Origin of the sequence: Leptothrix sp. (in: b-proteobacteria) (assembly GCF_965250675.1) — a bacterium.
GTDB lineage: Bacteria > Pseudomonadota > Gammaproteobacteria > Burkholderiales > Burkholderiaceae_C > Sphaerotilus.
On sequence record NZ_CBDFPH010000011.1, the window covers coordinates 16,433 to 42,758 of the forward strand.

Consider the following 26,326-nt stretch of genomic DNA (forward strand, 5'->3'; position numbering starts at 1 on the left):
TACAGCGACCGGCTCTTTTTTCGTCTTTTCCCCAGCCTGCCAAAAGGTACAGACGTGAAAAAGCCGCCCGAAGGCGGCTTCTACCTCAAGTCAGCCGAAGCTTACTTGGAAGCAGCAGCGTCAGCAGCCGAAGCAGCAGGAGCCATTTCAGAAGCGGCAGCAGCAGGTGCCGAAGCCTCCATTGCAGGAGCCGAAGCTTCAGCAGCAGGAGCGGCAGCAGCCGGCTCTTCTTTTTTACCGCAAGCGGCCAGGGCAGCAGCAGCGATCAGGGCAGCCATCAGGAGCGATTTGTTCATGCTTATAACCTCAGTCAAAGAGACAACAATTACCGGTAATCGAGGGGCTCTCCGACCGATCTCCAAACAGAGAAGCCAAGTCGTCAAGTCCCGCCAATGATATGGGAAGCTCGAGCATTTCCATATCAAGCCCACTAGTATACATAGTTAACCCGAATGCGCCACTTACAAACCTAGGGTTGTCACGGATAACGCAACACTCGCATGCGCCAGAGATTCACGGACGCGCTCTGAAATGGCCTGAACTCGCCTCGGATCAGTGGTCAGACGCAAGGCCTGAAATCGGTTGGCGGGCGCAGCCATCGCCCAGCCGGGCGCAGCCAGAATGGTGGCCGACAGCCCTGCCACGTCACGCTCATCCGCTTGCCAGCCACTGACCTGATGCAGCCACGGTCGACGCCAGGTCAGCCAGCGCGGATGCTGGCGTGACACAGCGCTGAAATCCGCAGCCAACAACACCAGTCGGTGCCGACGCTGCATCCAGACCGTCAAGGCCTGCAGCACCTTGGCGTCGCTCAGCGGCCAATCGCTGAAATCGGTATCGACCAGCACCAACTCACGCGCGCCGCCGCTGGCCTGGGCAAGTTGTTCCAGCCAGGTGCGATGGGCGTTGGTCCTGCCAGCAGCACCGGTGTCGTCAGCGTCGGAGGACGAATCTGCAGTCGGGTCCACGTTTCGATCCCTCGATTCCAGCGCTCGGCTTGTCAGGCGGCTGTCGGGTGCAGCCAGCCGTCATCGCACCACTGCTCCAGCAGGGCACGCAGATCGGCGCTGGCGCTGCGCAGGCTGGCGGCGTCAAGCGTGCGCGCGTCAGCCAGTTGACGCAGGGTTTGCGCATCGTGACCGGCTGTCAGCCACGAGTCGCCGTTCATGTAGATGTGGTCGTCGTCGTAGAGCATGCAGCTGCGGCGGTCAAGTTGCACGCCACAGTCCGGCGGCAGCGGGTCGCCGAACTCGAAGCTGACCTGCGGCTTGGGCTCGCTCAGGTATTCGCCCAGGGCCCGCTCCAGCGCGCCTTTCTCGTCAAGCACCCGGCGCAAGCCTTCGGCGGCAAAATCGAGCAGCGCCGACGGAATGCGGCCCGGTGCAGCCGTCGCGGCCTGCTCAGGGTCACGGTAGATGATGGGGTGCGCCCCGCTGTCGGCCTCATCATCGACCGCATCAGCCAGGCGCAGCAGGGTTTCCCGCGCCAGCTCGGAGCGCTTGGGCGCACGGAAGCCCACCGAGCAGGTCATGCACTCACCACCCACCGCATCGCCGTCGTGCGCCCAGCCCGGCGGCAGGTAGAGCATGTCGCCCGGCGCCAGCAGCCACTCTTCCTCGAACTCGAAGTCCTCGATGATCTTGACCGGCACGCCGGGCTTGAGCTTGGCATCCGGCATGCGGCCGATGCGCCAGCGCCGCTGGCCGTGCACCTGGATCAGGAAAACATCGTAGGAATCGAAGTGCGGGCCGACGCCGCCGCCCTCGCTCGCCCACGACAGCATCAGGTCGTCGAGTCGCGCCTGCGGAATGAAGCGAAATCGCGTCAACAGATCCTGCGCCGCAGGCAGGTGCTGATCGAGCCCCTGCACCAGCACGGTCCAGCCCGGCTGCTTGAGCGCGGGCAGCGAGCGGCGCGACAGCGGCCCCTGCTTGAGCGTCCAGGTTTGCGCCTCTCCTTCACTGCGGCGCTGCAGCAGGCGCGACTCGACGGTGTCGCTCTCGATCAGCGCGAACAGCTCGGGCCGGCTCAACGGCGGCACCACGCCCGGCAGGGCTTGGCGTACCAGCAGCGGCTTGCGCTGCCAGTGCAGCTCCATGAAGGCCTGCGGACTCAGGCCGCCCAGCAAGGCACAGGGCTGATCCAGCGAGGGCACCGACGCATCCGGATGAACCGACGACGCAGAAGAAGTGGAAATGGAAGTTTTTTTGACCATCCGGTGATTCTGCCGATGAAAACCGCACGGCAGGCGCCAGCGCGCGCGCATGCGATCATTCACACATGCAGATACAAGCCCCCTGTGTCGTCAGCCTGACCTGGCGACTCGAAGACGCTCATGGCCAATTGATCGATGAATTGATTGAGCCCGTTGAATTTTTTTACGGCGGCGACGACCTCTTCGCCAAAGTCGAAGAGGCGCTGACCGACCAGCCCGCCGGCTTCGAAGCCACCCTGCACCTGGAGCCCGAGCACGCCTTCGGCCCCTACGAAGCCGAGCTGGTGTTCTTCGAGGAACGCAGCCTCTTCCCCGAAGTGGTCGCGCCCGGCCTGCAGTTCGAGGGGCCACCCGAAGGCAGCAAGACGCCTGACATGCCGGCCGACGTGATCTACACCGTCACCGAGGTCTACGACAGCCACGTCGTGCTCGACGGCAATCACCCACTGGCCGGCGTGGCACTGGTGCTGCAGGTCAAGGTCTGCGATGTGCGCGAAGCCGACGAAGAAGAGCAGGAAAAACGCACCGTGGAGCGCGCTGAATCCAGCCTCGTCAGCCTTGCGCCCCCGGGGCAGACGCTGCACTGAAATCCGTGCACGGACCTTAATGCACCGGCGCGGCTGCGCGATTGATGCAAATCACCGACTGAAACCGAGCAGCAACATCGCGTTGCTATCTTCGGAACCCTGCCCCTCACGTTGCAAGCCATGGCCAAAAAATCACTGCTCCTGATCCCTCTCGTCGTGACCGCCCTGGGAGCGGGGCTGTGGTGGCAGAGACAAGGCACCAGTAGCACCGCAGCGGCGGCCACAGCCGCTTCAGCCACCCCGGCGGCCTCGGGCGCAGCATCCGGGAGTGGCCGTGGCGGCGTCCAGACCGTGGGCGTGTTCGTGGCGCTCAAGCAGGACGTGCCGGTACAGGTCGAGGCCAACGGCACCGTCGCAGCGCTGAACTCGGTCGACATCCGCCCTCAGGTGTCCAGCACCGTGCGTGACGTCCTGGTCAAGGACGGCCAGGCCGTGCGGCGCGGCGACGTGCTGTTCCGCTTCGACGACCGCGCCGACCGCGCCAACCTCGACAAGGCGCGCGCCCAGCTCACCCGCGACCAGGCCACCCTCGCCGATCTGGAGCGCCAGTTCAAGCGTGCGCAGGAGCTGCGCGAGCAGAACTTCATCGCCCAGAGCGGCGTCGACAGCATCCAGACCCAGGTCGAGGCCCAGCGCGCGCTGCTGCTGTCCGACCAGGCCGCCATCCAGTCGGCCGAAGTCAGCCTGAGCTACCAGACCCTGCGCGCGCCGTTCAACGGCCGCGCCGGTGCGGTGGCCGTGAGCCCGGGCAGTCTCGTCACCAGTTCCACAGCCGTGCCGCTGGTGACCATCAGCCAGCTTGACCCGGTGGGCGTGACCTTCACGCTGCCCGAAGCCCAGGTCCAGCCGCTGCTGCAGGCGCTGCGCGGCAAGACGCCGCTGGAGGCCACCATCGTGGTGGCGGGCAATGCGCGCGGCGGCGACGTTGCCAAAGATGCTGCAAAAAACGCCGCCAAGGATGGGACGCAAGACGCCGTCAAGGGCACGGTCAAGTTCGTCGACAACCTGGTGGACAGCGCCACCGGCACCATCAAGGCCCGCGCCGAGTTCGACAACCGGGCACAGCTGCTCTGGCCCGGCCAGTACGTGCGGCTGCGGCTCAAGCTGCGCACCCTCAAGGACGCCGTGCTGATTCCGCAGGCCGCGCTGATCCTGCGCGGCAACGACCGCTCGGTCTACGTGGTCGACGCCGACAGGAAGGCCCAGATGCGGCCCGTGCAAGTGCGCCAGAACTTCGGTGAACTGGTGGTGGTCGAAGGTGTGCAGGCGGGCGAGAAGGTCGTCGTCGACGGCAAGCAGAACCTGCGCCCGGGTGGCCAGGTCCGGGACGTACCCGTGACGCCGGAAGGCGGCGGCAAGCGCGGTGGCAACGCCGCAGGCGCGGCCAGCGGTCCGGCATCCGCCGGCGCCAGCGACGCCGTGCCCGCTGACCGCAGTGCATCGGGAGCCCGCCCGTGAGCCTCGTCGAAGCCTTCATCCGCCGTCCCGTGATGACGGTGCTGCTCAACCTGGCCGTGCTGGCTGCCGGCCTGGCGGCGTGGTCCAAGATTCCGGTCGCAGCGCTGCCCAGCTACAACACGCCGGTCATCAACGTCAGCGCCAACCTGCCCGGCGCCAGTCCGGAGACCATGGCGGCCTCGGTCGCGCTGCCGCTGGAGAAGCAGTTCTCGACCATCGCCGGCCTGTCGCTGATCTCGTCGACCAGCACGCTTGGCAGCACCTCGCTAACGCTCGAATTCGACGCCGCGCGCGACATCGATGCCGCCGCCGTCGACGTGCAGGCCGCGCTGTTCCGCGCCCAGCGTAGCCTGCCGGCGGACATGACGTCGCCGCCGTCCTACCGCAAGGTCAACCCGGCCGATGCACCGGTGCTGCTGGTGGCGCTGACCTCGCCGTCCATGAACCTGTCGGAGCTGAACGACTTTGCCGAGAACCTGATCTCGCCGAGCTTCTCGACCATCGACGGCGTCGCCCAGGTCTCGATCTTTGGCCAGAAACGCTTTGCAGTGCGCATCAAGGCGCGCTCGGACCTGCTGGCGCAGCGCAACCTGACGCTCGACGAGTTGCAGGCCGCCATCCGCAATGCCAACGCCAACTCGCCGGTGGGCGTACTCGACGGCCCACGCCAGACGCTCACCATCCAGGCCAACAAGCAGCTGCGCAACGCGCGCGAGTTCGGCGCGCTGGTGGTGGCCACCCGCGACGGCGCGCCGGTCTACCTGCGCGACGTGGCCGAGGTGCAGGACAGCTACGAAACCGTCAAGTCCAGCAGCAGCTTCAACGGCGAGCGCTCGATCGTGCTGGCCGTGCAGCGCCAGCCCAACGCCAACACCGTCAAGGTGGTCGATGCGCTCAAGGCCATGCTGCCGCGCTTCGAGGCGCAGCTGCCCGCCTCGGTGCAGATCAGCCTGCTCAACGACCGCTCGGCCTCCGTGCGCGAGGCCCTGCACGACGTCTACCTGACGCTGGCGCTGACCGTCGTGCTGGTGGTGCTGGTGATCTTCCTGTTCCTGCGCCGCGTGGCGGCCACCGTGATCCCGACGCTGTCGCTGCCGGTGTCGCTGATCGGCGCTTTAAGCCTGCTCTACGCGCTGGGCTACAGCCTGGACAACATCTCGCTGCTGGGCATCACGCTGGCGGTGGGGCTGGTGGTCGATGACGCGATCGTGATGCTCGAGAACATCGTGCGCCACGTCGAGGACGGTGTACCGCCATTTGCCGCCGCCATTCGCGGAGCGCGCGAGATGTCGTTCACCATCCTGTCGATCTCGATTTCGCTGGTCGCGGTGCTGATTCCGATCTTCTTCATGCCGGGCGTGATCGGCCTGCTGTTCCATGAATTCGCGGTGGTGGTGTCGCTGGCCATCCTGGTGTCGGCCGTGGTGTCGCTCACGCTGGTGCCCATGCTGTGCAGCCGCTTCCTGCGTCACCACGAGCCCAGGGAAGAAAGTGCGCTCGGCCGTGTGTTCGAGGCCGGCTTCACCCAATTCCAGAACGGCTACATGCGCAGCCTGGACTGGGCGCTGGCGCACCGCTGGGTGATCGGCGTGGTGGCGGCCGGCAGCTTCGTGCTGACGGGCGTGCTGTTCAACGTCATTCCCAAGGGCTTCTTCCCCGAGGAAGACATCGGCCAGATCCAGGCCACCACCGAGGCGTCCGAGGACATCTCGTTCGCTGCCCTGCAGGCCCTGCAGGACCGCGTGGCGGCGCTGGTCGCCAGCGACCCGGCGGTGCTCAGCCTGGCGTCCTCGGTGGGCGGCGGCGGGGGCGGCACGACCAACACCGGCCGCATGTTCATCAACCTGAAACCGCGCGGCGAGCGCCCGCCCATGGCACAGGTGATGGAAGACCTGCGCAAGAAGACCCGGGGCGTGGCCGGCATCCAGGTGTTCCTGCGCCCGGTGCAGAACCTGCAGCTCGGTGGTCGCCAGAGCAAGAGCCGCTACCAGTTCACGCTGCAGAGCGTCAGCGCCGGCTCGCTCAATGAATGGGCCATCAAGCTGCAGGAGAAGCTGCGCGGCGACGCGATCTTCCGTGACGTGACGAGCGACTCGCAGCTGCGCGGCCTGCAGGCCAGCCTGCAGATCGACCGCGAGCGCGCCAACCTGCTGGGCGTCAATATCGCCGACCTGCGCTCGGCGCTCTACAACGCCTTCGGCGAGCGCCAGGTCTCGACCATCTACGGCGAGAGCAACAGCTACCAGGTCATCATGGAAGCGGCCGAGGCCGACCGGCGCGACGAAGACGCCTTCAGCAAGATCCAGCTGCGCGCCAAGAGCGGCGCCTTGGTGCCGCTGACGGCATTTGCCACCGTGCAGCGCACCCTGGGCCCCACGGCGGTCAACCACCAGGGTCAGTTGCAGGCGATCACGCTGAGCTTCAACCTGGCGCCCGACGTGCCGCTGGGCGACGCCACGGCCAGGATCGACGGCTTCGTGCAGGAAATCCGCCTGCCCGCCAGCATCATCACCAACTACGGCGGCGACGCGGCGGTGTTCAAGGACTCGCAAGGCGGCCAGACCCTGCTGCTGGTGATGGCGATCGTGGTGATCTACATCCTGCTGGGCGTGCTGTACGAAAGCTACATCCACCCGCTGACCATCCTGGCCGGCCTGCCCTCGGCCGCCGTGGGTGCGCTGGTGACGCTGTGGTGGTTCAACATGGACCTGACGCTGATCGCCACCATCGGCATCCTGATGCTGATCGGCATCGTCAAGAAGAACGCGATCATGATGATCGACTTCGCCCTCGACGCCCAGCGCCACCGGGGCATGACGCCCGAGGCCGCCATCCGCGAGGCCTGCCTGCTGCGCCTGCGGCCCATCCTGATGACCACGCTGGCCGCGCTGATGGGCGCGCTGCCCATCGCGCTGGGCCTGGGTGCGGGCGCCGAGTTGCGCCAGCCGCTGGGCCTGGCCGTGGTCGGCGGGCTGATCCTGTCGCAGGCGGTCACGCTCTACATCACGCCGGTGATCTACCTGGCGCTCGATCGCTACAGCGGTCGCGGCCCGATCGTCACCACCGTGGCCGATGCACCGCTGACGGCACATTCCTGAGCAGGACGCGCACCATGACCCTGAAACAACTGCCCCTGTTGCTGGCGCTGGCCTGCGGTGCGGCCCTGCACGCACCGGCTCACGCCGAGTCGATCGGTGCCGTCGACACCGTCTTCAAGTTCATCGGCCCCGATCACAAGATCGTGGTCGATGCTTATGACGACCCCAAGGTGGCCGGCGTGACCTGCTATGTCTCGCGCGCCAAGACCGGCGGCATCAAGGGCGCGCTCGGCCTGGCCGAGGACAAGTCAGACGCGTCGATCGCCTGCCGCCAGGTCGGCCCGATCGTGATCGCCAAGCCGCTGCCTGAGCAGGAAGAGGTCTTCAGCGAACGCATCAGCCTCGTCTTCAAGAAGCTGCGCATCGTGCGCATGGTCGACCGCAAGCGCAACACGCTGGTCTACCTGACCTACTCGGACCGGCTGATCGAAGGCTCGCCCCAGAACGCCGTCACCGCCGTGGCGGTCGACCGGGGCACCGTCATTCCGGTGCGCTGAGTCAACTTCAAGCGACAACACCCCGCGCAGCGCTAGGTTCCGCGCCGGAAACAGCCGATGATTTCCAGCCCAACGACTGGAGACCATCATGTTGCAAGACGCACCCGTGACCACCATGCTGCCCGTCAAGGACCTGGACCGCGCCCGGCGGTTCTACGAGGGAAAACTGGGCCTCAAGCCGGGCGGGCTGCGGCCGGACGGCAAGTTCATCTACGCCTGCGGCGGCGCCACGCTGGCCCTGTTCCCGAAAGAAGGCGGCACCAAGGCGGACCACACCGCCGTGAGTTTCCAGGTGCCCGACATTGCCGCCAGCATCGCTGCATTGAAGCGGGCCGGCGTGGTGTTCGAGAGCTACGACCTGCCGGGCCTCAAGACCATCGAGCACGTCTGCGTGCTGGGCTCGGAAAAAGCGGCGTGGTTCCTCGACACCGAGGGCAACGTCCTCTGCCTGCACGAGGCCTTGCCCGCCTAGCGCACGCTGCACCGTCCGCCGGCCTCAGCCGCGCCCGGTCGAGCCGAAGCCACCCTCGCCGCGCTGGCTCAGTCCGAAGTCTTCCACCTGCCGGAAGGTGGCCTGCACCACCGGCACGATCACCAGCTGGGCGATGCGCTCCAGCGGCTGCACCGTGTACGCCGTGTCGCCGCGGTTCCAGCAGCTCACCATCAGCGGGCCCTGGTAGTCGCTGTCGATCAGCCCGACCAGGTTGCCCAGCACGATGCCGTGCTTGTGGCCCAGGCCCGAGCGCGGCAGGATCACCGCCGCCAGGCCCGGATCGTTGAGGTGGATCGCCATGCCGGTGGGCAGCAGCACGGTCTGGCCGGGCGCGATCGTGGTCGGCGCGTCCACGCAAGCGCGCAGGTCCAGGCCGGCAGCGCCGGGCGTGGCGTAGGCCGGCAGCTGATCGGCCAGACGCGCGTCCAGCAGCTTGAAGTCGATTTGGGTGTTCATGGGGTTCTCTTTTCTATTGATGGCATTGGCGCACCACGCCGCCGCGCAATCTCGGCCACCAGTTCGCGCGCCAGCGTGAGCTTGTCCGCCGCACTGCCGTCCACCGGCAACTGCTGCGCGCGGTCGGCATCGACCAGCAGCAGCGCGTTGTCGTCGCGGCCGAAGGTGGCCGGCCCCAGGTTGCCGACGATCAGCGGCAGCTTCTTGCGCAGCAGCTTGGCGCGGGCGTGGGCTTCGAGCTTTTCGCTCTCGGCGGCGAAGCCGACGCAGTAAGGCGCGGCGTTCACCTCCGCCAAGGCCGCGACTGCGGCCAGGATGTCGGGGTTCTCAGTCAGCTCGAAAGTCGGCGCAATCTTCTTGCCGTCCTTCTTGAGCTTGTGCTGCGACAGGTGCGCCGGGCGCCAGTCGGCCACCGCCGCAGTGGCCACGAACACGTCGTGCGCGGCGGCCTGCGGCAGCACCGCGTCCCACATCTGCCGGGCCGATTGCACGTCGGTGCGCGCCACGCCCCGCGGCGTGGGCAGATGCACCGGGCCGGCCACCAGCGTGACCTGCGCGCCGGCCTCATGCGCGGCGCGGGCGATGGCGAAGCCCATCTTGCCGCTGGAATGGTTGGTGATGCCGCGCACCGGGTCGATCGCCTCGAAGGTCGGCCCCGCCGTGATCAGCCAGCGCTGGCCGGCCAGCGGCTTGGGCGCCAGCGCGGTGATCAGGTCTTCGACGATGGCTTCGGGCTCCAGCATGCGGCCGTCGCCCACCTCGCCGCAGGCCTGGAAGCCGGCGTCCACGCCCAGCACCACGGCGCCGTCGGCCATCACCTGGGCCAGGTTGCGCTGCGTGGCCGGGTGGGCCCACATCTCGCGGTTCATGGCCGGCGCCAGCACCAGCGGCACCGGCTGGGCGGCGCTGCTGCCCCAGGGGCGCGCCAGGCAGGTCAGGCTGAGCAGGTCATCGGCCCGGCCTTGCGCCAGCCGGGCGATGAAGTCGGCGCTGGCGGGCGCGACCAGGATGGCGTCCACCGGCAACGCATCCACGCCGCGCGTCAGGTTGATGTGCGGCATGCCGTTGGGCTCGGTAGCGTCCCAGATGTCGGTGGCCACCGGCGCGCCGGAGAGCGCCTGCATCGTCTCGGGCGTGATGAAGCGGCGCGCGCCGTCAGTCATTACCACCCGCACCGTGGCGCCGGCCTTGACCAGCAGGCGCAGCAGTTCGGCGCTCTTGTAGCAGGCGATGCCACCGCTCAGGCCCAGCACGAGGCGGCGGCCAGCCAAGTCGAGTCGTTGATTCATGGGCGGCGAGTCTAATCGGCGCGGCCATGATTTCCCGCCCCGCTTCGGGTCATGCCGACCCAAGGACAATCTGTACCATGCGCGCTCAAAAAACCCAGACCCACCTCCATTTCCAACGGACCCAGCTGACAGCCCTGATGCTGTGCATCGCCTCCGGTGCAGCACTGGCGCAGAACGCACCCGCTCAGACACCGGCAACGGCACCAGCGCCTGTCCCAGCCCCTGAGGCCGCACCCGCCGCGCCCAGCCTGGAACGGGTCGAAATCACCGGCAGCGGCAGCGAGGTGCTTAACGAAACCGCCCTGCGGCGCGAGTCGACCGCCGCCAAGATCGTCATCGGCCGCGAGGAGATCACGCGCATGGGCGACAGCAGCATCACCGAGGTGCTCAAGCGCCTGCCCGGCGTCACGCTCGGTGGCCGCCCCGGGCGCGGGGGCGATGTGCGCATGCGTGGGCTGGGCGGCGGCTACACGCAGATCCTGCTCAACGGCGAGCGCGTCGGGCCGGGCTTCTCACTGGACGCGCTCACGCCCGACCAGATCGAGCGCATCGAGGTGCTGCGCGCCCCCACCGCCGAAACCGGCGCGCAGGCGATTGCCGGCACCATCAACATCGTGCTGCGCGAGGACGTGCGCAAGCGCCTCAACACCGCGCAGCTCACGCTTTCGCATGAGGACGAGCGCTGGCAGCCCAGCGCCACCTGGACGCGCGCCGAGCAGCTCGGCGACTTCAGCTACAGCCTGAGCGGCAGCGCCAACCACAGTGACCGCAACAACGCCAACAGCCTGCGCACCACGACGACCACCACGCCGACCGGTGGCACCGAAGCCCTGAGCCTCGACCAGATCGAGGACGACGCCAGCCGCGACCGGCGCGACAGCATCAGCCTGAACGGCCGGCTGCAGTGGAAACTCGGCGGCCAGGACACGCTGTCGGTCACGCCCTTCCTGCTCAGCGCCCGCAACAGCGGCCACGCCCGCAGCACGCGCACGCTGCTGGCCGGCACCAGCCCCAACCCTTACGACACCAGCACGACCGATTCGAGCGGCGGCTATGACGTCGCCCGCGTCAACGCGCAGTGGCAGACCCGGCTGGAGAACCGCGCCAGGCTGGAGATCAAGGGCAGCCTCAGCGCCATGCGCTACGGCAGCGACAGCACACGGCAGGAGTTCCAGTCCGGCAGCGCCAGCCGCCAGCTGGTCGACCGCAGCCGGGTGCGCGACCAGTGGTGGAGCCAGAGCGGCAAGTACAGCCAGTCAATCGACGGCGAACACCTGCTCGCCGCCGGCTGGGACATCGAGCGCGGCCAGCGCCAGGAAAGCCGCAGCAGCGTGCAGACCAGCGGCGGCACCACCACCTCGCTGCTCGACGACGGCAGCGGCGACCTGCAGGCGCGCAGCCTGCGCACCGCGCTGTGGGCGCAGGACGAGTGGAGCGTGTCGCCCACCTGGTCGCTGCACGGCGGCCTGCGCTGGGAGGGCATCGGCTCGGCCAGTGACTCCGGCGGGCAGCGCGTGCGCAACCAGAGCAGCGTCTGGTCACCGTTGCTGCACGCGCTGTGGCGGCTCGACGAAGGCAGCAAGGACCAGATCCGCGCCAGCCTGACGCGCAGCTACCGCGCACCATCGCTGCAGAACCTAGTCGCGCGCCGCAGCATCTCCAGCCGCTACCCCACCAGTGGCGGCAACGAGCCGACCAGCCCGGACCGCATCGGCAACCCCGACCTGAAGCCTGAACTCGCCACCGGCCTGGACGTGGCCTACGAGCACTACCTGAGCGGTGGCGGACTGCTGAGCGCGAGCGTGTTCAGCCGCCGCATCGAGAACCTGATCCGCAACGTCACCACGCTGCAGGGCGTGGACTACGCCAGCGCGCCGCGCTGGGTGTCGCAGCCGCAGAACATCGGCACGGCGCGCACCAGCGGCATCGAGCTGGAAGCCAAGTTCCGCCTGGCCGAAGTCATCAAGACGACCACTGCGCTCGACCTGCGCAGCAACCTGAGCGTGTTCCGCTCCAAGGTGGAAGGCGTCGGCGGCCCCGACAACCGCCTCGACCAGCAGCCCGACTGGACTGCCAACCTGGGCGCCGACTACCGCGTGCCCGGCTGGCCGCTGATGCTGGGCGGCAACCTCAACTACACACCCACCTACGCCGTGCAGCAAAGCGAGCTGCAGCGCAATGACATTGCCACCAAGCGCGTGGTCGACCTCTACGCACTCTGGACCTTCAACCCCACGGTGCAGCTGCGCCTGAGCGCGGCCAACCTCGTCCCGCTCGACTGGCGCACCAGCAGCACCGTGACCGCCACCGACAGCACCGGCACCACCCGCCAGACGGCCGTCAACAGTGCACCGGGCGAAACCTACTGGGGCGTGAAGCTGGAGTTGAAGCTGTAAGGCGCAGAGGCGTGCCTATGATCCGCCGCATGCGCGCGCCAGCCCACACCCTCGCCACCCTGCTTCGTGCCGACCTGGCGTTGCTGCGCCAGAACCCCAAGTTCGCGGTGGCCGTGATCGGCTCGCTGTTCATTCCGGCGCTGTATGCGCTGATCTACCTGTCGAGCCTGTGGGATCCGGCCGCGCGCAGCCATGCGCTGCCGGCGGGCATTGTCAACAGCGATCAGGGCATGGTCTATCGCGGCCAGGAAGTGGCCCTCGGCACCGAGGTGCTGACCGCACTGCAAAGCCACGGCGACTTCGCCTGGCGGGTGTACGCCGACGCCGAGAGCGCCCGGCGCGCAGTGCGGCGCGGCGAGCTGGACTTTGCCGTGCTGCTGCCCGGGAACTTCAGCCGGCTGGCGGTGCCGGGCGCGGAAGCCGGCGGCGCCAAGCTGGTGATCTACACGTCAGAGGGCAACAACTACGCCGGCGCCGGGCTGGCGCGGCGTTTTGCGCCCGAGCTGGCGCACCGCGTCAACGAGTCGCTCAACGCGCGGCGCTGGCAGCTGGTGCTGGACTCGGCGGCCGGCTCCAAGCTCAGCCTGACGTCGTTGCGCGACGGGGTCGAGGCGCTGCGTGCAGGCTCATCCGAGCTGGTTCAAGGCAGCCAGCGTGCCAGCACCGGTGCGATTGATCTGGAACGCGGCCTGGCGCAGGCCGCCAGCGGCAGCAGCCAGTTGCGCCGCAGCGGCAACCAGCTGGCCGAAGGCAGCAGCGCGCTGGCGGGCGGCGCGCGCCAGCTGGGCAGCGGCTTGCGACAGCTGGATGCACGCCGCCCCAGCGAAGCGGACCTGCAGCCGCTGCGCAGCGGCACGCAGAGTCTGGTCAGCGCCCACCAGGACCTCGGCCGCGGCCTGAACCGGCTGCACAACGGCGCGCTGGCCCTGCAGGATGGCACCAGCCAGCTCAAGGCCGGCGCCGAGCGCATTCCGTTGGTGGGCGGCGATGTGGCTGCGGGCGCGGGCCAGCTGGAAGCCGGCAGCACCGCGCTGGCCGAGGGTCTGAACCAGGCGCGCGACGCGCAGGCGCACCTCCAGACCGGCTCGCAGCACCTGCAGCAGGGCGTGGCCACGCTGGCGGACGGCTTTCTGCAATACGGCGCCGGCGTGCATCAGCTGGCCGCCAACCTGCCCGACGACAGCCGGCTCGACGCCCTGGCCAGCGGCAGCGCCCAGCTCGCCCAGGGCCAAGCCACGCTGGACGAGGCGCTCAAGCGGCTCAGCGACGGCAGCGGCCAGCTCAAGGGCGGCCTGCTGCGTCTGCAGGACGGCACCGAGCGCCTGCACGCCGGGCTGGACGTGCTGGTCCACGCCCTGCCCGCCGATCTGCCGGTGCTGGAGGGCAGCGCCGCCGGGCTGGCCGATTCAGTGGCCGCCGTGGTGGAGGTGGCCGCACCGGTGGCCAACAACGGCAGCGGTTTTGCGCCCAACTTCGTGCCGCTGGCGCTGTGGGTCGGCGCGGTCATGACCGCGTTCCTGTTCCACCTGCGCCATGTGCCCGAGGCCGTGCCGGGCGATATCGCCCGGCGTTCGCGCCTGGCGCTGGCACTGGGCAAGCTCGCGCTGCCGGCGGCCGTGGTGGTGAGCCAATCGCTGGTGATGCTGGCCATGCTGCTGGGCGTGCTGGGAATTCAAGTCGCGCACACGGCGCAGCTGGCGGCCACGGCCTGTGCCACGTCGCTGGCGTTCCTGCTGATCCTGTTCACGCTGGTGCGCTGGCTGGGCGACCTGGGCAAGGTGCTGGGCGTGCTGCTGCTGATCGTGCAGATCTCGGCAGCGGACGCGGCCATGCCGATCCAGCTGGCCGAGCCGCTGTTCCAGACCCTGCACCCCTGGCTGCCCTTCACCTGGGTGGTCAAGACGTTCCGCGCCAGCCTGTTCGGCGCCTACGACGGCCTGTGGCTGCAGTACTGGGGTGTGATCGTGGCCTGCGCGGCCACGGCGCTGCTGCTGGCGACCTGCTTCGGCCGCTGGAAGCCGGTGCCGGCTGACGCCTACCATCCCGGCATAGAAATAGACTGATACCCATGTTCACCACCCTGATCGACCAAGACCAGCCCGACGTTCGCGCACAGGCACCCGACGCCCGCGAGCGCTTTCTGCGCCTGCTGACCACCGCCATCACCACACGTACGCTCAACAAGCTGGTGCTGGGCCAATACGTGGGTGATGAAGCCGGCCTGGAGCGCGTGCTGGTGCGCCCGGTGAGCCTGCGCGGCCAGCCGCACCTGCAGCTGGTCTGGCGCCATGCGACCAAGGACATCACCAAGAACCATCCCGACGCCGAAGCCGCTGTCGTGCTGGCCGCGCTGATCGGCCCGAGCTTCCGCAATGCCCACCTGATGACGGCCACGCAGGAGGTGCAGTTGAGCGTCAAGGAAAAAGGCGGGCGCGACAAGAGCCTGCTGCGCGTGGGCAAGGTCAAGGCATCAGACACGCCCACTGACACCGACACACCCGCCGGCCACAACCGCGAGAAGCAGCGCATGCTGCAACTCGCCAACCCCTACTGGCAGGATTTGGGCGTGGCCACAGCGCAGGGTGAGCTGGTGCCGGCCATGGCGCGCAAGTGGAAGCAGATCAACAAGTTCGTCGAGGTGTTTGCCAGCGCGCTGGCCGCCTCGCCGCTGGCGCAGCAGACGGACATCAGCGCGGTCGACTTCGGCTGTGGCAAGGCCTACCTGACATTCGCGCTACATGAATACCTGCGCGCCCAGGGCAAGACGCCCCGCGTCACCGGCGTGGAGTTGCGCGCCGAGCTGACCGAGCTGTGCAGCCGCGCCGTGCAGCACCACGGCCTGCAGGGCCTGCGCTTCGATGCCGGCGACGTGCGCAGCTACACGCCGGCCCAGGTCGACGTGATGATCGCGCTGCACGCCTGCGACACCGCCACCGACCACGCCATCCACCTGGGGCTGCGTGCCGGGGCCAGCATCATCATGTGCTCGCCGTGCTGCCACAAGGAGTTGCGCCCGCAGATGCAGACCCCCGCGCTGCTGCGCCCGCTGCTGCAGCACGGCGTGCACCTGGGCCAGGAGGCCGAGATGGTCACCGACAGCCTGCGTGCGCTGCTGCTGGACGCGGCCGGCTACGACACCCAGATCTTCGAGTTCGTGACCCTTGAGCACACCAACAAGAACAAGATGATCCTGGCCGTCAAGCGCCCCACCTCACCCGAGTTGCAGGAAGCGCAGGACGCCCACGCCCGCCAGGTGCGGCAGCAGATCGCCGATATCAAGGCCTTCTACGGCATTCGCGAGCACTGCCTGGAAGGTTTGATGCAAATCTGATGCACCCGACTTATCCACAGATTTCGCATTAATTCTGCGTGTCAGGATCTTGACAAATTCTTGACAGGGCCATGACGGGCTTGGCGCACCGGTACTGCCTCAATATCGGGCAATCCAAGAAAAATCCAGCATTGGCGCCACCTGGAACAAAGTTTCCCAGCACTTTCCACAGAGTTATCCAGAGCGTCTGTGGAATCACTCGGGCAGAGTGAGCGCCCGATAGTTATCCACAGACACGCCAGCGAACCCAGGCATCAGGGCTGGTATTTCCAGGCGCCGTTCTCGATCTTGACCATCACGCGGGCGCGCTGGTCGAGGCCCAGGTGGTCGGTGGCCGACATGTTGAAGATGCCATGCGCGCCGGGCAGTTCCTTGACGGTCTCCAGCGCATCGCGCAAGGCGGCGCGGAAGGCCGGCGTGCCGGGCTGGGCTTTCTTCAGCGCGGCAGGCACGGCCGCCGTCATCAGCAGGCCGGCGTCCCAGGCGTGGGCGCCGAAGGTGCTGACGCTGCCCTTGCCGTTGGCGGCCTCGTACTTGTCGACATAGGCCTTGGCGCTTTTCTTGAGCGGGTGGTTGGCGGGCAACTGGTCGACCACCAGCACCGGGCCGGCCGGCAGGTAGGTGCCCTCGACGTCCTTGCCGCCCACGCGCAGGAAGTCGTTGTTGGCCACGCCGTGGGTCTGGTAGATCTTGCCGGCGTAGCCGCGCTCCTTGAGCGTCTTGGCCGGCAGCGCGGCGGGCGTGCCCGAGCCGGCGATCAGCACCGCGTCGGGCGCGGCGGCCTGCAGCTTGAGGATCTGGCCGGTGACCGAGGTGTCGGCGCGCGCATAACGCTCGCTCGCCACCACCTGGATGCCCTTCAGGCCGGCGGCCTTGCTGAACTCCTGGAACCAGCCTTCACCGTAGGCGTCGGCAAAGCCGATGAAGGCGACCTTCTTGACGCCGGTGTCGGCCATGTGCGAGGCAATCGCCAGCGACATCATGATGTCGTTCTGCGGCGTCTTGAAGACCCAGCGCTTCTTGGCGTCCATCGGCTCGACGATGCGGGCCGAGGCGGCCATCGAGATCATCGGCGTCTGCGACTCGGCCGCGGCGTCGATCATCGCCAGCGAGTTGGGCGTGGTGGTCGAGCCCAGGATCACATCGACCTTGTCCTCGCTCACCAGCTTGCGCACGTTGGCAACGGCCTTGGTGGTGTCGGAGGCATCATCGAGCACGATGTAGTTGACCTTCTGCCCGGCGATGGTCGTGGGCATCAGCGCGATGGTGTTCTTCTCGGGAATGCCCAGCGACGCGGCCGGCCCGGTGGCCGACACACTGACGCCCACGTTGATATCGGCCAGCGCTGCGCCACTGAGGGTCAGCAGCGCGGCAGAGGCGAGCAGGGAAAAAGTGGTTTTCATGCGTAGGGCTCCGGAGCAATTCAGCGGGATTCAGCAGGGATGAGGCGGGAGATGCAGGCCGGATCAAATCTTGACCGACCGGTCGGTAAATCGTAGCCTTCGCGTCCGGGTTCAACAAGACCAGCCACGCTGGGAACAACCCTGATAGCGCCACATACAGAGCCACACGCCAACCGACACCCCCGGAGACCGCCCCATGCCCTGTTATTCCATCGACGGCGTGATTCCCGTCGTGCACCCAAGCGCCCATGTGCACCCGACCGCCGTGCTGATCGGCGACGTCATCATCGGCCCCGACGTCTATATCGGCCCGCTGGCCAGCCTGCGCGGCGACTTCGGCCGCATCCGCATCGAGGCCGGCGCCAACGTGCAGGACACCTGCGTGATGCACGGCTTTCCGGGCGCGGACACCGTCGTCGAGGTCAACGGCCACATCGGCCACGGCGCGGTGCTGCACGGCTGCGTGGTGCGGCGCGATGCGCTGGTGGGCATGAACGCGGTGGTGATGGACGAGGCCGAAATCGGCGCGCAGAGCATCGTCGCCGCCTGCGCCTTCGTGCGCGCCGGGCAGAAGATCCCGCCACGCTCGCTCGCCGCCGGCCTGCCCGCCAAGGTGATGCGCGCGTTGAGCGACGCCGAGATCCAGTGGAAACTGGAAGGCACGCTGGTCTACCAGGACCTGACCCGGCGCTGCCGCGAAAGCCTGGTCGAGGTGACGCCGCTCACCGAGGTCGAGGCCGACCGACCGCGCACCCAGGCGCCAGACGTGAAATCGCTGATCGCCACCAAGCGCGGGGAGGCGGCTTGATGCATCGGTCTTGATGCATCGGCTTGACCCTGGCGCCGGGCCGGCACTACATTACTGACCAGTCAGTCATTTAATGCAACCCTCCGTGCAGCCCGTGCCCTCCTTGCCTGAAGACCCTCGCCCTGCCCCGGCCCAAGGCCATCAACGCCGCAAGGCCGAGCGGCCGCAGGAGTTGCTCGATGCGGCGCTCGCCCTGTTCGTCGAGAAAGGCTTTGCCGCGACCAAGTCCGAGGACGTCGCCAAGCGCGCCGGCGTGTCCAAGGGCACGCTCTACCTCTACTACCCCAGCAAGGAAGACCTGCTCAAGGCGGTGATCGAGCAACGACTGTCGCAGCAGATCACTGCGGGCGCCCAGGCCGTGGCCGAGCACCAGGGCAGCAGTGCGCAGCTGCTGGAGGACGTGCTGTCGCGCTGGTGGATCGACGTGCTGGAGAGCGATGCCTCGGGCGTCTTCAAGCTCATCATCACCGAGGTGCGCAACTTCCCCGAGATCGCCACCTTCTACCAGCGCGAAGTGGTGCAGCCCGGCCAGATGCTGATCGGCCAGATCGTGCAGCGCGGCATCGATGCGGGCGAGTTCCGCGCCGTCGATGTGGCGTCCACCGTGCAATCCCTGGTGCTGCCGATGGTGATGCTGTGCGTGCACAAGCATTCGCTGGGCGCCTGCACGCCCGCCGACCAGCCACTGGACGCGAAAGCCTTCATCCGGGCCCACATGAGCCTGATCCTGCACGGTTTGCACCACGCACCCACGACGTTCTTCATACCGGCAGCACCGGCCGCCTCCTAAAATGCGCCGCTTTGTCGCGCCCGCGGCAGCTCCGCTTTAGCTCAAGTCAAGGTAAACCCATGAATCTCGAACAAGCCCGCTTCAACATGATCGAGCAGCAGATCCGCCCCTGGAACGTGCTGGACGGCTCGGTGCTGCAGTTGCTGGCGGTGGTCAAGCGCGAAGACTTCACCCCGGCGGCGCACCGCAGCGCCGCGCTGATGGATCTGGAAGTGCCGCTGCCCGGCGGCCAGGTCATGCTCGCGCCCAAGGTCGAAGCCCGCCTGCTGCAGGAACTCGCCCCGCACCGGCACGAACGGGTGCTCGAGATCGGCACCGGCTCGGGTTTCATGGCCGCGCTGCTGGCACACAAGGCCCAGCAGGTCGTCACGCTGGAGAGCCGCCCGGAGCTGGTCGCCATGGCGCGCGAGAACCTGCGCCACGCCGCCGTGATGAACGTCGAAGTACGCCAGGCCGACGGCAGCGCGGGCGTGATCGCCGGTGGTCCGTGGGACGCGGTGCTGCTGTCGGGCTCGGTGGCCGAGGTACCGCCATCGCTGCTGCAGCAATTGAAGGTGGGCGGCCGGCTGGTCGGCATCGTCGGCCAGGAGCCGGTGATGCGGGCGCTGCGCATCACGCGCACCAGCGAGCGCGACTTCCGCACCGACGTGCTGTTCGACACCGTCGCCCCGCGCCTGGACGGCTTCGGCGAACCCAGCCGCTTCGTTTTCTGAGCCCGGACGCGCCCGTGCAACAGGTCTCCGTCCGTGACGTGGCCGCGCTGGCAGCCCAGTGCCGCGACAACGGCCAGCCCGCCGTGCTGCTCGACGTCCGCGAGCCCTGGGAAGTGGCGCTGGCGCGCATCGAGCCTGCCGGCCTGCCGCTGGTGACGATCCCGATGCAGCAGATCCCCGCCCGCCTCGCTGAACTCGACCCCGCGCAGCCCGTGCTGGTGCTCTGCCACCACGGCATGCGCAGCCTGCAGGTCGCGCTGTTCCTGGAGCGCCACGGCCACGCCGAGGTCTTCAACATCCACGGCGGCATCGACGCCTGGTCGCGCGAGGTTGATCCCGACGTGGCGCAGTACTGACTGATCTTTGGTTCATTCCCTCTCTCTTTAGCCGACAAGGAAGTCCGCATGTCTCTCCCGCTCCCGAACAAGCCCCTGGGCTGGCTGACCCTGGCGGCGCTGAGCGCGCTGACTCTCCCGGCGCAGGCCCAAAGCCTCAAGGAGCTGTACGACGCCGCGCGCAGCTATGACGCGACCTACCAGTCGGCCCGCGCCCAGGCGGATTCGACCCAGTACCGCATCGAGCAGACCGAGGCGCTGCTGCGCCCCAACGTCGGCCTGCAGGGCAGCCTGTCACGCACCGAGAGCGACACGCCAGCCGCCGACCGCCGCAACCTCACCACCGCCGCCGTGGGCGTCACCGCCGTGCAGCCGCTCTACAACCGCGCCAACGGCCTGCAGATCGACAAGGCCCGCAAGACGCTGGATGCCGCCCAGGCCGACCTGGCCAACGCCGAGCAGGACCTGATCGTGCGCGTGGCGCAGGCCTACTTCGACGTGCTGGGCGCGCAGGACACGCTGACCACCACGCAGGCCAGCAAGAAAGCCATCAGCGAGCAACTGGCCTCGGCCAAGCGCAACTTCGAGGTCGGCACCGCCACCATCACCGACACGCGTGAAGCGCAGGCCCGCTTCGACCTGGCCACCGCGCTGGAAATCGCCGCCGACAACGACCTGCGCAGCAAGCGCATCGCACTCGACCAGCTGGTCGGCAGCAACGGTGTCATGCCCCTGCCGCTGATCACCCGCAACGCCCTGCCCAATCTGGCCGACAGCGGCGTGGAAACCTGGGTCGAGAAGGTCGAGCAGGCGCCCACCGTGCGCAAAGCCCGTGCCGGCTACGAGATCGCCAAGCTCGAAACCCGCCGCACGCAGGCGACCTCGCAGCCGACGGTCGACCTCGAAGGCAGCGTCGCCGGCAGCAACAACCGCGGTACGGCGGCTGTCTCGTCCGGCGGCGCCGGCACCAGCAGCAACGCCAAGATCGGCGTGACACTCAAGATGCCGCTCTACACCGGTGGCTCGATCCAGAACCAGGTCAAGGAAGCGGTCGTGCTGGAAGAGAAGTCGCGCAACGACCTCGACGCCGCCCGCCGCGCCGTCGCCCAGGTCACGCGCCAGGTCTACTTCGGCGTGCAGTCGGGCCAGGCCCAGGTGAACGCACTGCAGGCGGCCGAATCGTCGAGCAAGCTGGCACTGGAAGCCACGCAGCTCGGCTACAAGGTCGGCGTGCGCGTCAACCTGGACGTGCTCAACGCCCAGACCCAGCTCTACACCACCCAGCGCGACCTGGCCAAGGCGCGCTACGACGTGCTGGTCAACGGCCTCAAGCTGCGCCAGGCTGCTGGCGTGCTGTCGCCCGCCGATGTGGACACCATCAACGGGCTGCTGGGCAAGTAAGCGCCTGAGGGAATCGCGGCGGCAGACGTCGTGATTCCCGCATTTACCGCATCAGCCCCAGCAACTGCCTGGCCATTCGCCGCGCCGCGCCCTGATGCGCGGCGGCAAACGCCAGCGCCGCAGCTGAAGTCTTGGCGTGATCCAACGGATCACCTGCCAGTCTCAGCGTCTGCGCCACACCGTCGGCCATGTCGGCCACCCGCAGCGCGGCGCCCTGCGCCTGCGCCAGCTGAGCCGCCTCGGCAAAGTTGAAGGTGTGCGGGCCCATCACCACCGGGCAGCCGCAGGCCGCCGCCTCGATCAGGTTCTGGCCACCCAGCGGCGCGAAGCTGCCACCCAGCAAGGCCACGTCCGCCGCGGCGTAATAGGCCGGCATTTCGCGCATCGAATCACCCAGCCAGACATCGGCTGATGCGGCGGTGGCGTCAGGCATATCGCCTTGCCAACTGCTGCGGCGCGACAGGCTCAGACCCGCCGCCTGCACCAGCGCAGCCACGGCGTCGAAGCGTTGTGGGTGGCGTGGCACCAGCAGCAGCAGCGGGCGCGGCCCGGTCTGTGCGGCCTGCTTGGCCAACACCTGCTGCCAGGCGTGCAGCAAGGGCTCGTCTTCACCCTCGCGCCAGCTGGCGGCCAGCACGACCGGCCGGCCTGCGGAGGCATGCCAGCCCCGACCGCGCGCCAGCAAGGCCGGCTCGGGCTGCAGGTCGAACTTGATGTTGCCGCAGACCTGTACCTGCCGCGCGCCCGCCTGGAGCAGCCGCTGCGCGTCGATTTCGGTCTGTGCCAGCACCATCGTCATCGACTCGACCGCCGGGCGCAGCAGCGCATCGAAGCGCAGCGACTGGCGCAGACTTTTCTCGGACAGGCGCGCGTTGGCCAGCACCATCGGCACGCCGGCATCGGCGGCTTCGAGCAGCAGATTCGGCCAGACCTCGGTTTCCATCAGCACGCCAATGGCGGGCCGGTGGCGGCGCAGAAAACGCTGCACCGCGCCGGGCGTATCAAGCGGCAGCCAGCGTTGCGCATCGCCCCGCTGCAGCAGCGCCGCGCCGGTTTCGCGCCCGGTGGCGGTGCCGTGCGTCAGCAGCAGGCGCATGCCGGGATGGGCGGTGCGCAAGGCCTGGATCAACGGCTCGGCCGCACGCGTTTCGCCCAGCGACACCGCGTGAAGCCAGAGCGCACCGGGCGGCGTGGCCGCGCCGAAACCGAGCCGCTCCCCCAGCGCATGGCCGTAGACCGGCTCTTGGCGCGCGCGCCACAGCAGCCGCAGCAGCAGCGCCGGCAACAGCAGCCGCAGCAGCGTGCTGTAGGCCAGCCGCGCCAGAAATTCCGTAGCCACCCGCTTCAGGGAGCGCGTCAGATCCTGCACCGGCACCTGCACCGGCTTCAGTGCGCAGCCTGCTGCACTTGCGCTTCAGGCATGACACGGCGCAGCGCAGCCATGAAGTCGGCTTCGATGCGGTGCAGCGCCGCCTCGGTGTGGCCCTCGAAGCGCAGCACCAGCACCGGCGTGGTGTTGCTGGCGCGGATCAGGCCGAAGCCGTCCGGGTAGTCGCCGCGCAGGCCGTCGATGGTGCCCAGGGTCGCGCCAGGGAAATCGGCCTGGGCGATGAGCTTGTCGACGATCTCGTGCTGGTTGCCGGCCGGTACCGCCACGTTCAACTCGGGCGTGCTGAAGCTGGTGGGCAGGGCCTTGAGCACGGCGCTCGGGTCGGCAAAGCGCGACAGGATTTCCAGCAGGCGGGCCGCCGTGTAGGTCGCGTCATCGAAGCCATACCAGCGCTCGCCGAAGAAGATGTGGCCGCTCATTTCGCCGGCGATCGGCGCGCCGGTCTCGCGCAGCTTGGCCTTGACCAGCGAGTGGCCGGTCTTCCACATCAGCGGCACGCCACCGGCTTCCAGAATGCCGGCGCTCAGGCGCTGCGAGCACTTGACGTCGAAGATGATCGTGCCACCCGGGTGCCGGCTCAGGATGTCGCGCGCAAACAGTAGCATCTGGCGGTCGGGGAAGATGATTTCGCCGTCCTTGGTGACCAGGCCCAGGCGGTCGCCGTCGCCGTCAAAGGCCAGGCCCAGGTCGTAGTCGGTCGCGTGCACGACCTTGATCAGGTCGGCCAGGTTTTCCAGCTTGCTGGGGTCCGGATGGTGGTTGGGGAAATCGCCGTCGACGCGGCTGTACAACTCGATCACCTCGCAGCCGAGCGCACGCAGGATGCCGGGGGCCGACGCACCGGGAATGCCGTTGCCCGAATCGACCACGATCCTGAGCGGCCGCGCCAATTGGCAGTCGCTGGTGATGCGGTGGCGGTACTCGGGCAGGATGTCCATGGTGCCGATGCGGCCGGGCACGGTCTTGCGCTTGCCCTTCGGGGGCTTGACCTGCAGGTAGTCCTCGGCCTCCATGCGCTGGCGCAAGCGCTGAATGGCCTCACCGTGGATCGCCACGCCGGCCAGCACCATCTTGAAGCCGTTGTAGTCCTTCGGGTTGTGGCTGCCCGTGACCTGGATGCCGCTGCGGCAGCCGTGCTCGCCGCGCGTGGCGGCCACGTAGTACAGCATCGGCGTGGTGACCGCGCCCAGGTCCACCACATCCAGCCCGGTCCAGGCCAGGCCACGCATCAACGCCGCCACCAGCGACGGACCGGACACCCGGCCATCGCGGCCCACCGCCACGGCGCGCTCGCCCGCTGCAATCGCCTCGCTGCCGAAGGCGCGGCCCAGGTGCTCGGCAAACTGCTCGTCGATGGCTTGGCCGACGATGCCGCGAATGTCATAGGCCTTGAAGGCCTGGGTGTTGACTTGCATGGTGCTGCGTTTCCCTTGTGGTGTGACGTCTGTGCGTTGACTCAAAATCCGGCGCGATTGTAGGCAGCGCCACCTGCCGGCCTGAGCGTCGCCGCCCCCGCAGGCGCGGGGTGGGCGCACGTCGTGCGCGCATGGTTATGCTCATTTCATGCCTTCACCACACCCGCAAGCTTCCCTGCTGCCCGACGAGCCCGCCGACGCACCGGGCGTCATGCCCATGCCGCAGCCCGACGACGTCATTGCGCTGGCGCAGCAGCTGTCGCCGCACATCCACCTCGGCACCTCGTCATGGAGCTTTCCGGGCTGGCAGGGCCTGGTATGGGCCGGCGCGCACAGCGAGGCCGTGCTGGCGCGCGACGGGCTGGCCGCCTACGCGCGGCACCCGCTGCTGCGCACGGCCAGCATCGACCGCAGCTTCTACCGGCCCCTGACCGCCAACCAGTACGCCGTCTACGCCGCGCAGGTGCCGGCCGATTTCCGCTTCATGGTCAAGGCGCCGGCGCTCATCACCGACGCCGTACTGCGTGACGCCCACGGTCGCGGCCTGCAACCCAACCCGGCTTTTCTGGATGCGTCGCTCGCAACAGAAGAGTTCATCCAACCCGCGCTGCAAGGTCTGGGCGACAAGATCGGCGCGCTGGTGTTCGAAATCAGCCCGCTGCCGCCCGCATTTCGGCGCGATATGCCGGCGCTGATTGACCGCCTGGGCCGCATGCTGGCGGCGCTGCCCGCGCTGCAGCCCACCGCGCCCGAAGGCGTGATCGCCGTCGAGGTGCGCGACCCCGACTGGCTCAGCCCTCAAACCGCCCCGCGCCTGCGCGACGCGCTGCGCGCCAGCCACGCGCGCTACTGCCTGGGCCTGCACCCGCGCCTGCCGCCGCTCGATGCGCAATTGCCGCTGCTGCGTGCCATGTGGCCCGGCCCGCTGGTGTGCCGCTGGAACCTCAACCGCCGCCATGGCGCGCTCGGCTACGAGGCCGCCAAATCGACCTACGCGCCCTTCAACCGGCTGGTCGACCCCGACCCCGCCACGCGCAGCACGCTGGCGCGCGTCATCCGCGCCACGGCGGCGGCCGGCCAGCCGGTCTATGTCTCGATCAACAACAAGGCCGAGGGCAGCGCGCCGCTGTCGGTGCTGGCGTTGGCGCAGACCGTTGTGTCAGACACAGCGGAGGCTCGCGGCTGAAACAGCGCCAGAGTCCGGGCGGCAGGGTCAATCGCCGCGGGTGGCGTCCACGTCGTTGTCACGCGTGCTGGCCGACTGCCCACCGCGGCGGATCTGCTTCTTGCGCACCCGTTCGGCCTGCAGCGCGGCTTCAGCCGCTTCGGCGTCGCTGACCCAGCGGTTGAATTCCTCAGGTGTTTCCAGCGTGATGCGGCCGAGCTTGCCGGCGCGGAATTCGTACATCACGATCTCGGCCGCCTTCTGCAGGTTGGGACGACCGCCGCCCAGCACCGCGCCGCGCTTGCGGGCGATGGCTTCGAGCAGCTGGACCTCGTCCAGCGCCGCCACGTTGGTGAGCTTGTAGCGCTCCTCGACCTGGCCAGCGTAGTGCTGGCGCAGGATCTGCAGCAGTTCCACCGCCACCTCTTCCTCATCGAAAGCGTTGCGGCCGACCGCGCCGCTGGCAGCGAGGTTGTAGCCCGCCTGCTCGACCACGATCTTGGGCCAGAGCATGCCGGGCGTGTCGAACAGGTAGGCGTCGCTGGCCAGCGCCAGCTGCTGCTCGATCTTGGTGATGCCGGGCTCGTCGCCGGTCTTGGCGGCGCGCTTGCCCATCAGCGTGTTGATGAGGGTGGATTTGCCGACGTTGGGGATGCCGCAGATCAGCATGCGCAGCGGCTTGACCATGCCGCCACGCAGTGGCGCCAGCGCGCGGCAGGCGGTGACCAGGCGCTGGGCGGGCGCGGTGACGCTGGCGTCCAGGCCGATGGCGCGGGTGTCGGGCAGCGCGTTGTAGTAGGCCAGCCAGGCCTCGGTGCGCACCGGGTCGGCCAGGTCCTGCTTGTTGAGCAGCTTGAGCGTGGGCCGGCCTTCGGTCAGCTGGGCCAGCAGCGGGTTGGCGCTGGAGCCCGGCAGGCGGGCGTCGAGCAGCTCGATCACCACATCGATGCCCAGCTTGACGCGCTCGGTGATCGCCTTGCGCGTGGCGTGCATGTGGCCGGGAAACCATTGGATGGCCATCGGTGGGACTTTCTCAAAGCGGTGGCGGGCCGGCAGTGTGCCATTGACCGGCCCGACCACGGCACG

At 68.3% G+C, this 26,326-nt stretch carries 23 protein-coding genes; 14 read left to right on the forward strand and 9 right to left on the reverse strand.

Annotation, left to right across the window (positions count from 1 at the left end; translation table 11 throughout):
• Positions 1-101 precede the first annotated feature (101 nt).
• The 3 genes from AC5IG3_RS14525 to AC5IG3_RS14535 all read right to left on the reverse strand — a co-directional run bounded on the left by AC5IG3_RS14525 (position 102) and on the right by AC5IG3_RS14535 (position 2,215).
• Positions 102-296 (reverse strand): hypothetical protein, encoded by a 195-nt coding sequence (locus AC5IG3_RS14525; RefSeq protein ID WP_491907013.1) that lies wholly within the window; start codon positions 294-296, stop codon positions 102-104.
• 165 nt (positions 297-461) lie between these two features.
• Positions 462-968, reverse strand: a complete 507-nt coding sequence (locus AC5IG3_RS14530; RefSeq protein WP_491907014.1) for a hypothetical protein — start codon at positions 966-968, stop codon at positions 462-464.
• Between the two features lie 32 nt (positions 969-1,000).
• Entirely contained in the window at positions 1,001-2,215 is a 1,215-nt protein-coding gene (locus AC5IG3_RS14535) for a JmjC domain-containing protein (protein WP_491907015.1), read from the reverse strand.
• 65 nt (positions 2,216-2,280) lie between these two features.
• Between AC5IG3_RS14535 and AC5IG3_RS14540 the strand changes: the two genes are divergently transcribed.
• The 5 genes from AC5IG3_RS14540 (at position 2,281) to AC5IG3_RS14560 (ending at position 8,327) form a co-directional block, all read left to right on the forward strand.
• Positions 2,281-2,802 (forward strand): FKBP-type peptidyl-prolyl cis-trans isomerase, encoded by a 522-nt coding sequence (locus tag AC5IG3_RS14540; protein ID WP_491907016.1) that lies wholly within the window; start codon positions 2,281-2,283, stop codon positions 2,800-2,802.
• Positions 2,803-2,922: 120 nt separating this feature from the next.
• A complete protein-coding gene (locus tag AC5IG3_RS14545) occupies positions 2,923-4,260 on the forward strand; it encodes an efflux RND transporter periplasmic adaptor subunit (RefSeq protein WP_491907017.1) in 1,338 nt (445 codons plus the stop codon).
• A complete protein-coding gene (locus tag AC5IG3_RS14550) occupies positions 4,257-7,358 on the forward strand; it encodes an efflux RND transporter permease subunit (RefSeq protein WP_491907018.1) in 3,102 nt (1,033 codons plus the stop codon). The genes AC5IG3_RS14545 and AC5IG3_RS14550 overlap by 4 nt, the downstream gene beginning before the upstream one ends.
• Before the next feature lie 14 nt (positions 7,359-7,372).
• Positions 7,373-7,855: a CreA family protein gene (locus AC5IG3_RS14555; protein ID WP_491907019.1), complete on the forward strand. Its 483-nt coding sequence runs from the start codon at positions 7,373-7,375 to the stop codon at positions 7,853-7,855.
• Positions 7,856-7,943: 88 nt separating this feature from the next.
• A complete protein-coding gene (locus AC5IG3_RS14560) occupies positions 7,944-8,327 on the forward strand; it encodes a VOC family protein (RefSeq protein WP_491907020.1) in 384 nt (127 codons plus the stop codon).
• A 24-nt stretch (positions 8,328-8,351) separates the two neighbouring features.
• Here AC5IG3_RS14560 and dut read toward each other — a convergent pair whose 3' ends face one another.
• Both dut and coaBC read right to left on the reverse strand, forming a co-directional pair.
• The gene (dut, locus tag AC5IG3_RS14565) at positions 8,352-8,804 is read right to left on the reverse strand and encodes a dUTP diphosphatase (RefSeq protein ID WP_491907021.1); all 453 of its coding nucleotides are present in this window, start codon (positions 8,802-8,804) and stop codon (positions 8,352-8,354) included.
• Positions 8,801-10,093 carry a bifunctional phosphopantothenoylcysteine decarboxylase/phosphopantothenate--cysteine ligase CoaBC gene (gene coaBC / locus AC5IG3_RS14570; RefSeq protein ID WP_491907022.1) on the reverse strand — a complete coding sequence of 431 codons (1,293 nt, stop codon included), beginning with the start codon at positions 10,091-10,093 and terminating at the stop codon, positions 8,801-8,803. Before coaBC ends, dut begins: the two co-directional genes overlap by 4 nt.
• A gap of 77 nt (positions 10,094-10,170) precedes the next feature.
• On the opposite strand from coaBC, the gene AC5IG3_RS14575 reads away from it, so the two are divergent.
• From AC5IG3_RS14575 to AC5IG3_RS14585, 3 genes are read left to right on the forward strand one after another with little or no spacing between them, the layout of a single operon-like run.
• Entirely contained in the window at positions 10,171-12,489 is a 2,319-nt protein-coding gene (locus AC5IG3_RS14575; RefSeq protein WP_491907023.1) for a TonB-dependent receptor plug domain-containing protein, read from the forward strand.
• A 17-nt stretch (positions 12,490-12,506) separates the two neighbouring features.
• Positions 12,507-14,552, forward strand: coding sequence for a YhgE/Pip domain-containing protein (locus AC5IG3_RS14580; protein WP_491907585.1), 2,046 nt, complete (start codon positions 12,507-12,509; stop codon positions 14,550-14,552).
• Between the two features lie 5 nt (positions 14,553-14,557).
• A complete protein-coding gene (locus AC5IG3_RS14585) occupies positions 14,558-15,820 on the forward strand; it encodes a class I SAM-dependent methyltransferase (RefSeq protein WP_491907024.1) in 1,263 nt (420 codons plus the stop codon).
• 254 nt (positions 15,821-16,074) lie between these two features.
• Here the strand turns inward: AC5IG3_RS14585 and AC5IG3_RS14590 are convergent, their stop codons facing one another.
• Entirely contained in the window at positions 16,075-17,223 is a 1,149-nt protein-coding gene (locus AC5IG3_RS14590) for an ABC transporter substrate-binding protein (protein WP_491907025.1), read from the reverse strand.
• 196 nt (positions 17,224-17,419) lie between these two features.
• Here AC5IG3_RS14590 and AC5IG3_RS14595 point away from each other — a divergent pair, with 196 nt between their 5' ends.
• The 5 genes from AC5IG3_RS14595 to AC5IG3_RS14615 all read left to right on the forward strand — a co-directional run bounded on the left by AC5IG3_RS14595 (position 17,420) and on the right by AC5IG3_RS14615 (position 21,270).
• On the forward strand, positions 17,420-18,031 hold the full coding sequence (locus AC5IG3_RS14595; RefSeq protein ID WP_491907026.1) for a phenylacetic acid degradation protein PaaY: 612 nt from the start codon (positions 17,420-17,422) through the stop codon (positions 18,029-18,031).
• 73 nt (positions 18,032-18,104) lie between these two features.
• Positions 18,105-18,821: a TetR/AcrR family transcriptional regulator gene (locus AC5IG3_RS14600; protein WP_491907027.1), complete on the forward strand. Its 717-nt coding sequence runs from the start codon at positions 18,105-18,107 to the stop codon at positions 18,819-18,821.
• A gap of 59 nt (positions 18,822-18,880) precedes the next feature.
• Positions 18,881-19,534, forward strand: coding sequence for a protein-L-isoaspartate O-methyltransferase family protein (locus AC5IG3_RS14605; protein ID WP_491907028.1), 654 nt, complete (start codon positions 18,881-18,883; stop codon positions 19,532-19,534).
• 14 nt (positions 19,535-19,548) lie between these two features.
• Complete coding sequence (locus tag AC5IG3_RS14610; RefSeq protein WP_491907029.1) at positions 19,549-19,890, forward strand: rhodanese-like domain-containing protein; 342 nt, start codon at positions 19,549-19,551, stop codon at positions 19,888-19,890.
• A 48-nt stretch (positions 19,891-19,938) separates the two neighbouring features.
• Positions 19,939-21,270: a TolC family outer membrane protein gene (locus AC5IG3_RS14615; protein WP_491907030.1), complete on the forward strand. Its 1,332-nt coding sequence runs from the start codon at positions 19,939-19,941 to the stop codon at positions 21,268-21,270.
• A gap of 43 nt (positions 21,271-21,313) precedes the next feature.
• Here AC5IG3_RS14615 and AC5IG3_RS14620 read toward each other — a convergent pair whose 3' ends face one another.
• Entirely contained in the window at positions 21,314-22,609 is a 1,296-nt protein-coding gene (locus AC5IG3_RS14620; protein WP_491907031.1) for a 3-deoxy-D-manno-octulosonic acid transferase, read from the reverse strand.
• A gap of 47 nt (positions 22,610-22,656) precedes the next feature.
• Positions 22,657-24,075, reverse strand: coding sequence for a phosphomannomutase/phosphoglucomutase (locus AC5IG3_RS14625; RefSeq protein ID WP_491907032.1), 1,419 nt, complete (start codon positions 24,073-24,075; stop codon positions 22,657-22,659).
• A 148-nt stretch (positions 24,076-24,223) separates the two neighbouring features.
• Here AC5IG3_RS14625 and AC5IG3_RS14630 point away from each other — a divergent pair, with 148 nt between their 5' ends.
• Positions 24,224-25,261, forward strand: a complete 1,038-nt coding sequence (locus tag AC5IG3_RS14630) for a DUF72 domain-containing protein (RefSeq protein ID WP_491907033.1) — start codon at positions 24,224-24,226, stop codon at positions 25,259-25,261.
• Positions 25,262-25,288: 27 nt separating this feature from the next.
• Here the strand turns inward: AC5IG3_RS14630 and ylqF are convergent, their stop codons facing one another.
• Positions 25,289-26,260 carry a ribosome biogenesis GTPase YlqF gene (ylqF, locus tag AC5IG3_RS14635; protein ID WP_491907034.1) on the reverse strand — a complete coding sequence of 324 codons (972 nt, stop codon included), beginning with the start codon at positions 26,258-26,260 and terminating at the stop codon, positions 25,289-25,291.
• Positions 26,261-26,326: the final 66 nt, after the last annotated feature.

Coding starts and splice junctions, on each gene's coding strand:
- AC5IG3_RS14540 (WP_491907016.1), top strand. CDS start 2,281: ATGCAGATACAAGCCCCCTGTGTCGTCAGCCTGACCTGGCGACTCGAA.
- AC5IG3_RS14575 (WP_491907023.1), top strand. CDS start 10,171: ATGCGCGCTCAAAAAACCCAGACCCACCTCCATTTCCAACGGACCCAG.
- AC5IG3_RS14555 (WP_491907019.1), top strand. CDS start 7,373: ATGACCCTGAAACAACTGCCCCTGTTGCTGGCGCTGGCCTGCGGTGCG.
- ylqF (WP_491907034.1), bottom strand. CDS start 26,260: ATGGCCATCCAATGGTTTCCCGGCCACATGCACGCCACGCGCAAGGCG.
- AC5IG3_RS14585 (WP_491907024.1), top strand. CDS start 14,558: ATGTTCACCACCCTGATCGACCAAGACCAGCCCGACGTTCGCGCACAG.
- AC5IG3_RS14545 (WP_491907017.1), top strand. CDS start 2,923: ATGGCCAAAAAATCACTGCTCCTGATCCCTCTCGTCGTGACCGCCCTG.
- AC5IG3_RS14580 (WP_491907585.1), top strand. CDS start 12,507: ATGATCCGCCGCATGCGCGCGCCAGCCCACACCCTCGCCACCCTGCTT.
- dut (WP_491907021.1), bottom strand. CDS start 8,804: ATGAACACCCAAATCGACTTCAAGCTGCTGGACGCGCGTCTGGCCGAT.
- AC5IG3_RS14595 (WP_491907026.1), top strand. CDS start 17,420: ATGCCCTGTTATTCCATCGACGGCGTGATTCCCGTCGTGCACCCAAGC.
- AC5IG3_RS14615 (WP_491907030.1), top strand. CDS start 19,939: ATGTCTCTCCCGCTCCCGAACAAGCCCCTGGGCTGGCTGACCCTGGCG.
- AC5IG3_RS14560 (WP_491907020.1), top strand. CDS start 7,944: ATGTTGCAAGACGCACCCGTGACCACCATGCTGCCCGTCAAGGACCTG.
- AC5IG3_RS14535 (WP_491907015.1), bottom strand. CDS start 2,215: ATGGTCAAAAAAACTTCCATTTCCACTTCTTCTGCGTCGTCGGTTCAT.
- AC5IG3_RS14605 (WP_491907028.1), top strand. CDS start 18,881: ATGAATCTCGAACAAGCCCGCTTCAACATGATCGAGCAGCAGATCCGC.
- coaBC (WP_491907022.1), bottom strand. CDS start 10,093: ATGAATCAACGACTCGACTTGGCTGGCCGCCGCCTCGTGCTGGGCCTG.
- AC5IG3_RS14625 (WP_491907032.1), bottom strand. CDS start 24,075: ATGCAAGTCAACACCCAGGCCTTCAAGGCCTATGACATTCGCGGCATC.
- AC5IG3_RS14630 (WP_491907033.1), top strand. CDS start 24,224: ATGCCTTCACCACACCCGCAAGCTTCCCTGCTGCCCGACGAGCCCGCC.
- AC5IG3_RS14590 (WP_491907025.1), bottom strand. CDS start 17,223: ATGAAAACCACTTTTTCCCTGCTCGCCTCTGCCGCGCTGCTGACCCTC.
- AC5IG3_RS14600 (WP_491907027.1), top strand. CDS start 18,105: ATGCAACCCTCCGTGCAGCCCGTGCCCTCCTTGCCTGAAGACCCTCGC.
- AC5IG3_RS14525 (WP_491907013.1), bottom strand. CDS start 296: ATGAACAAATCGCTCCTGATGGCTGCCCTGATCGCTGCTGCTGCCCTG.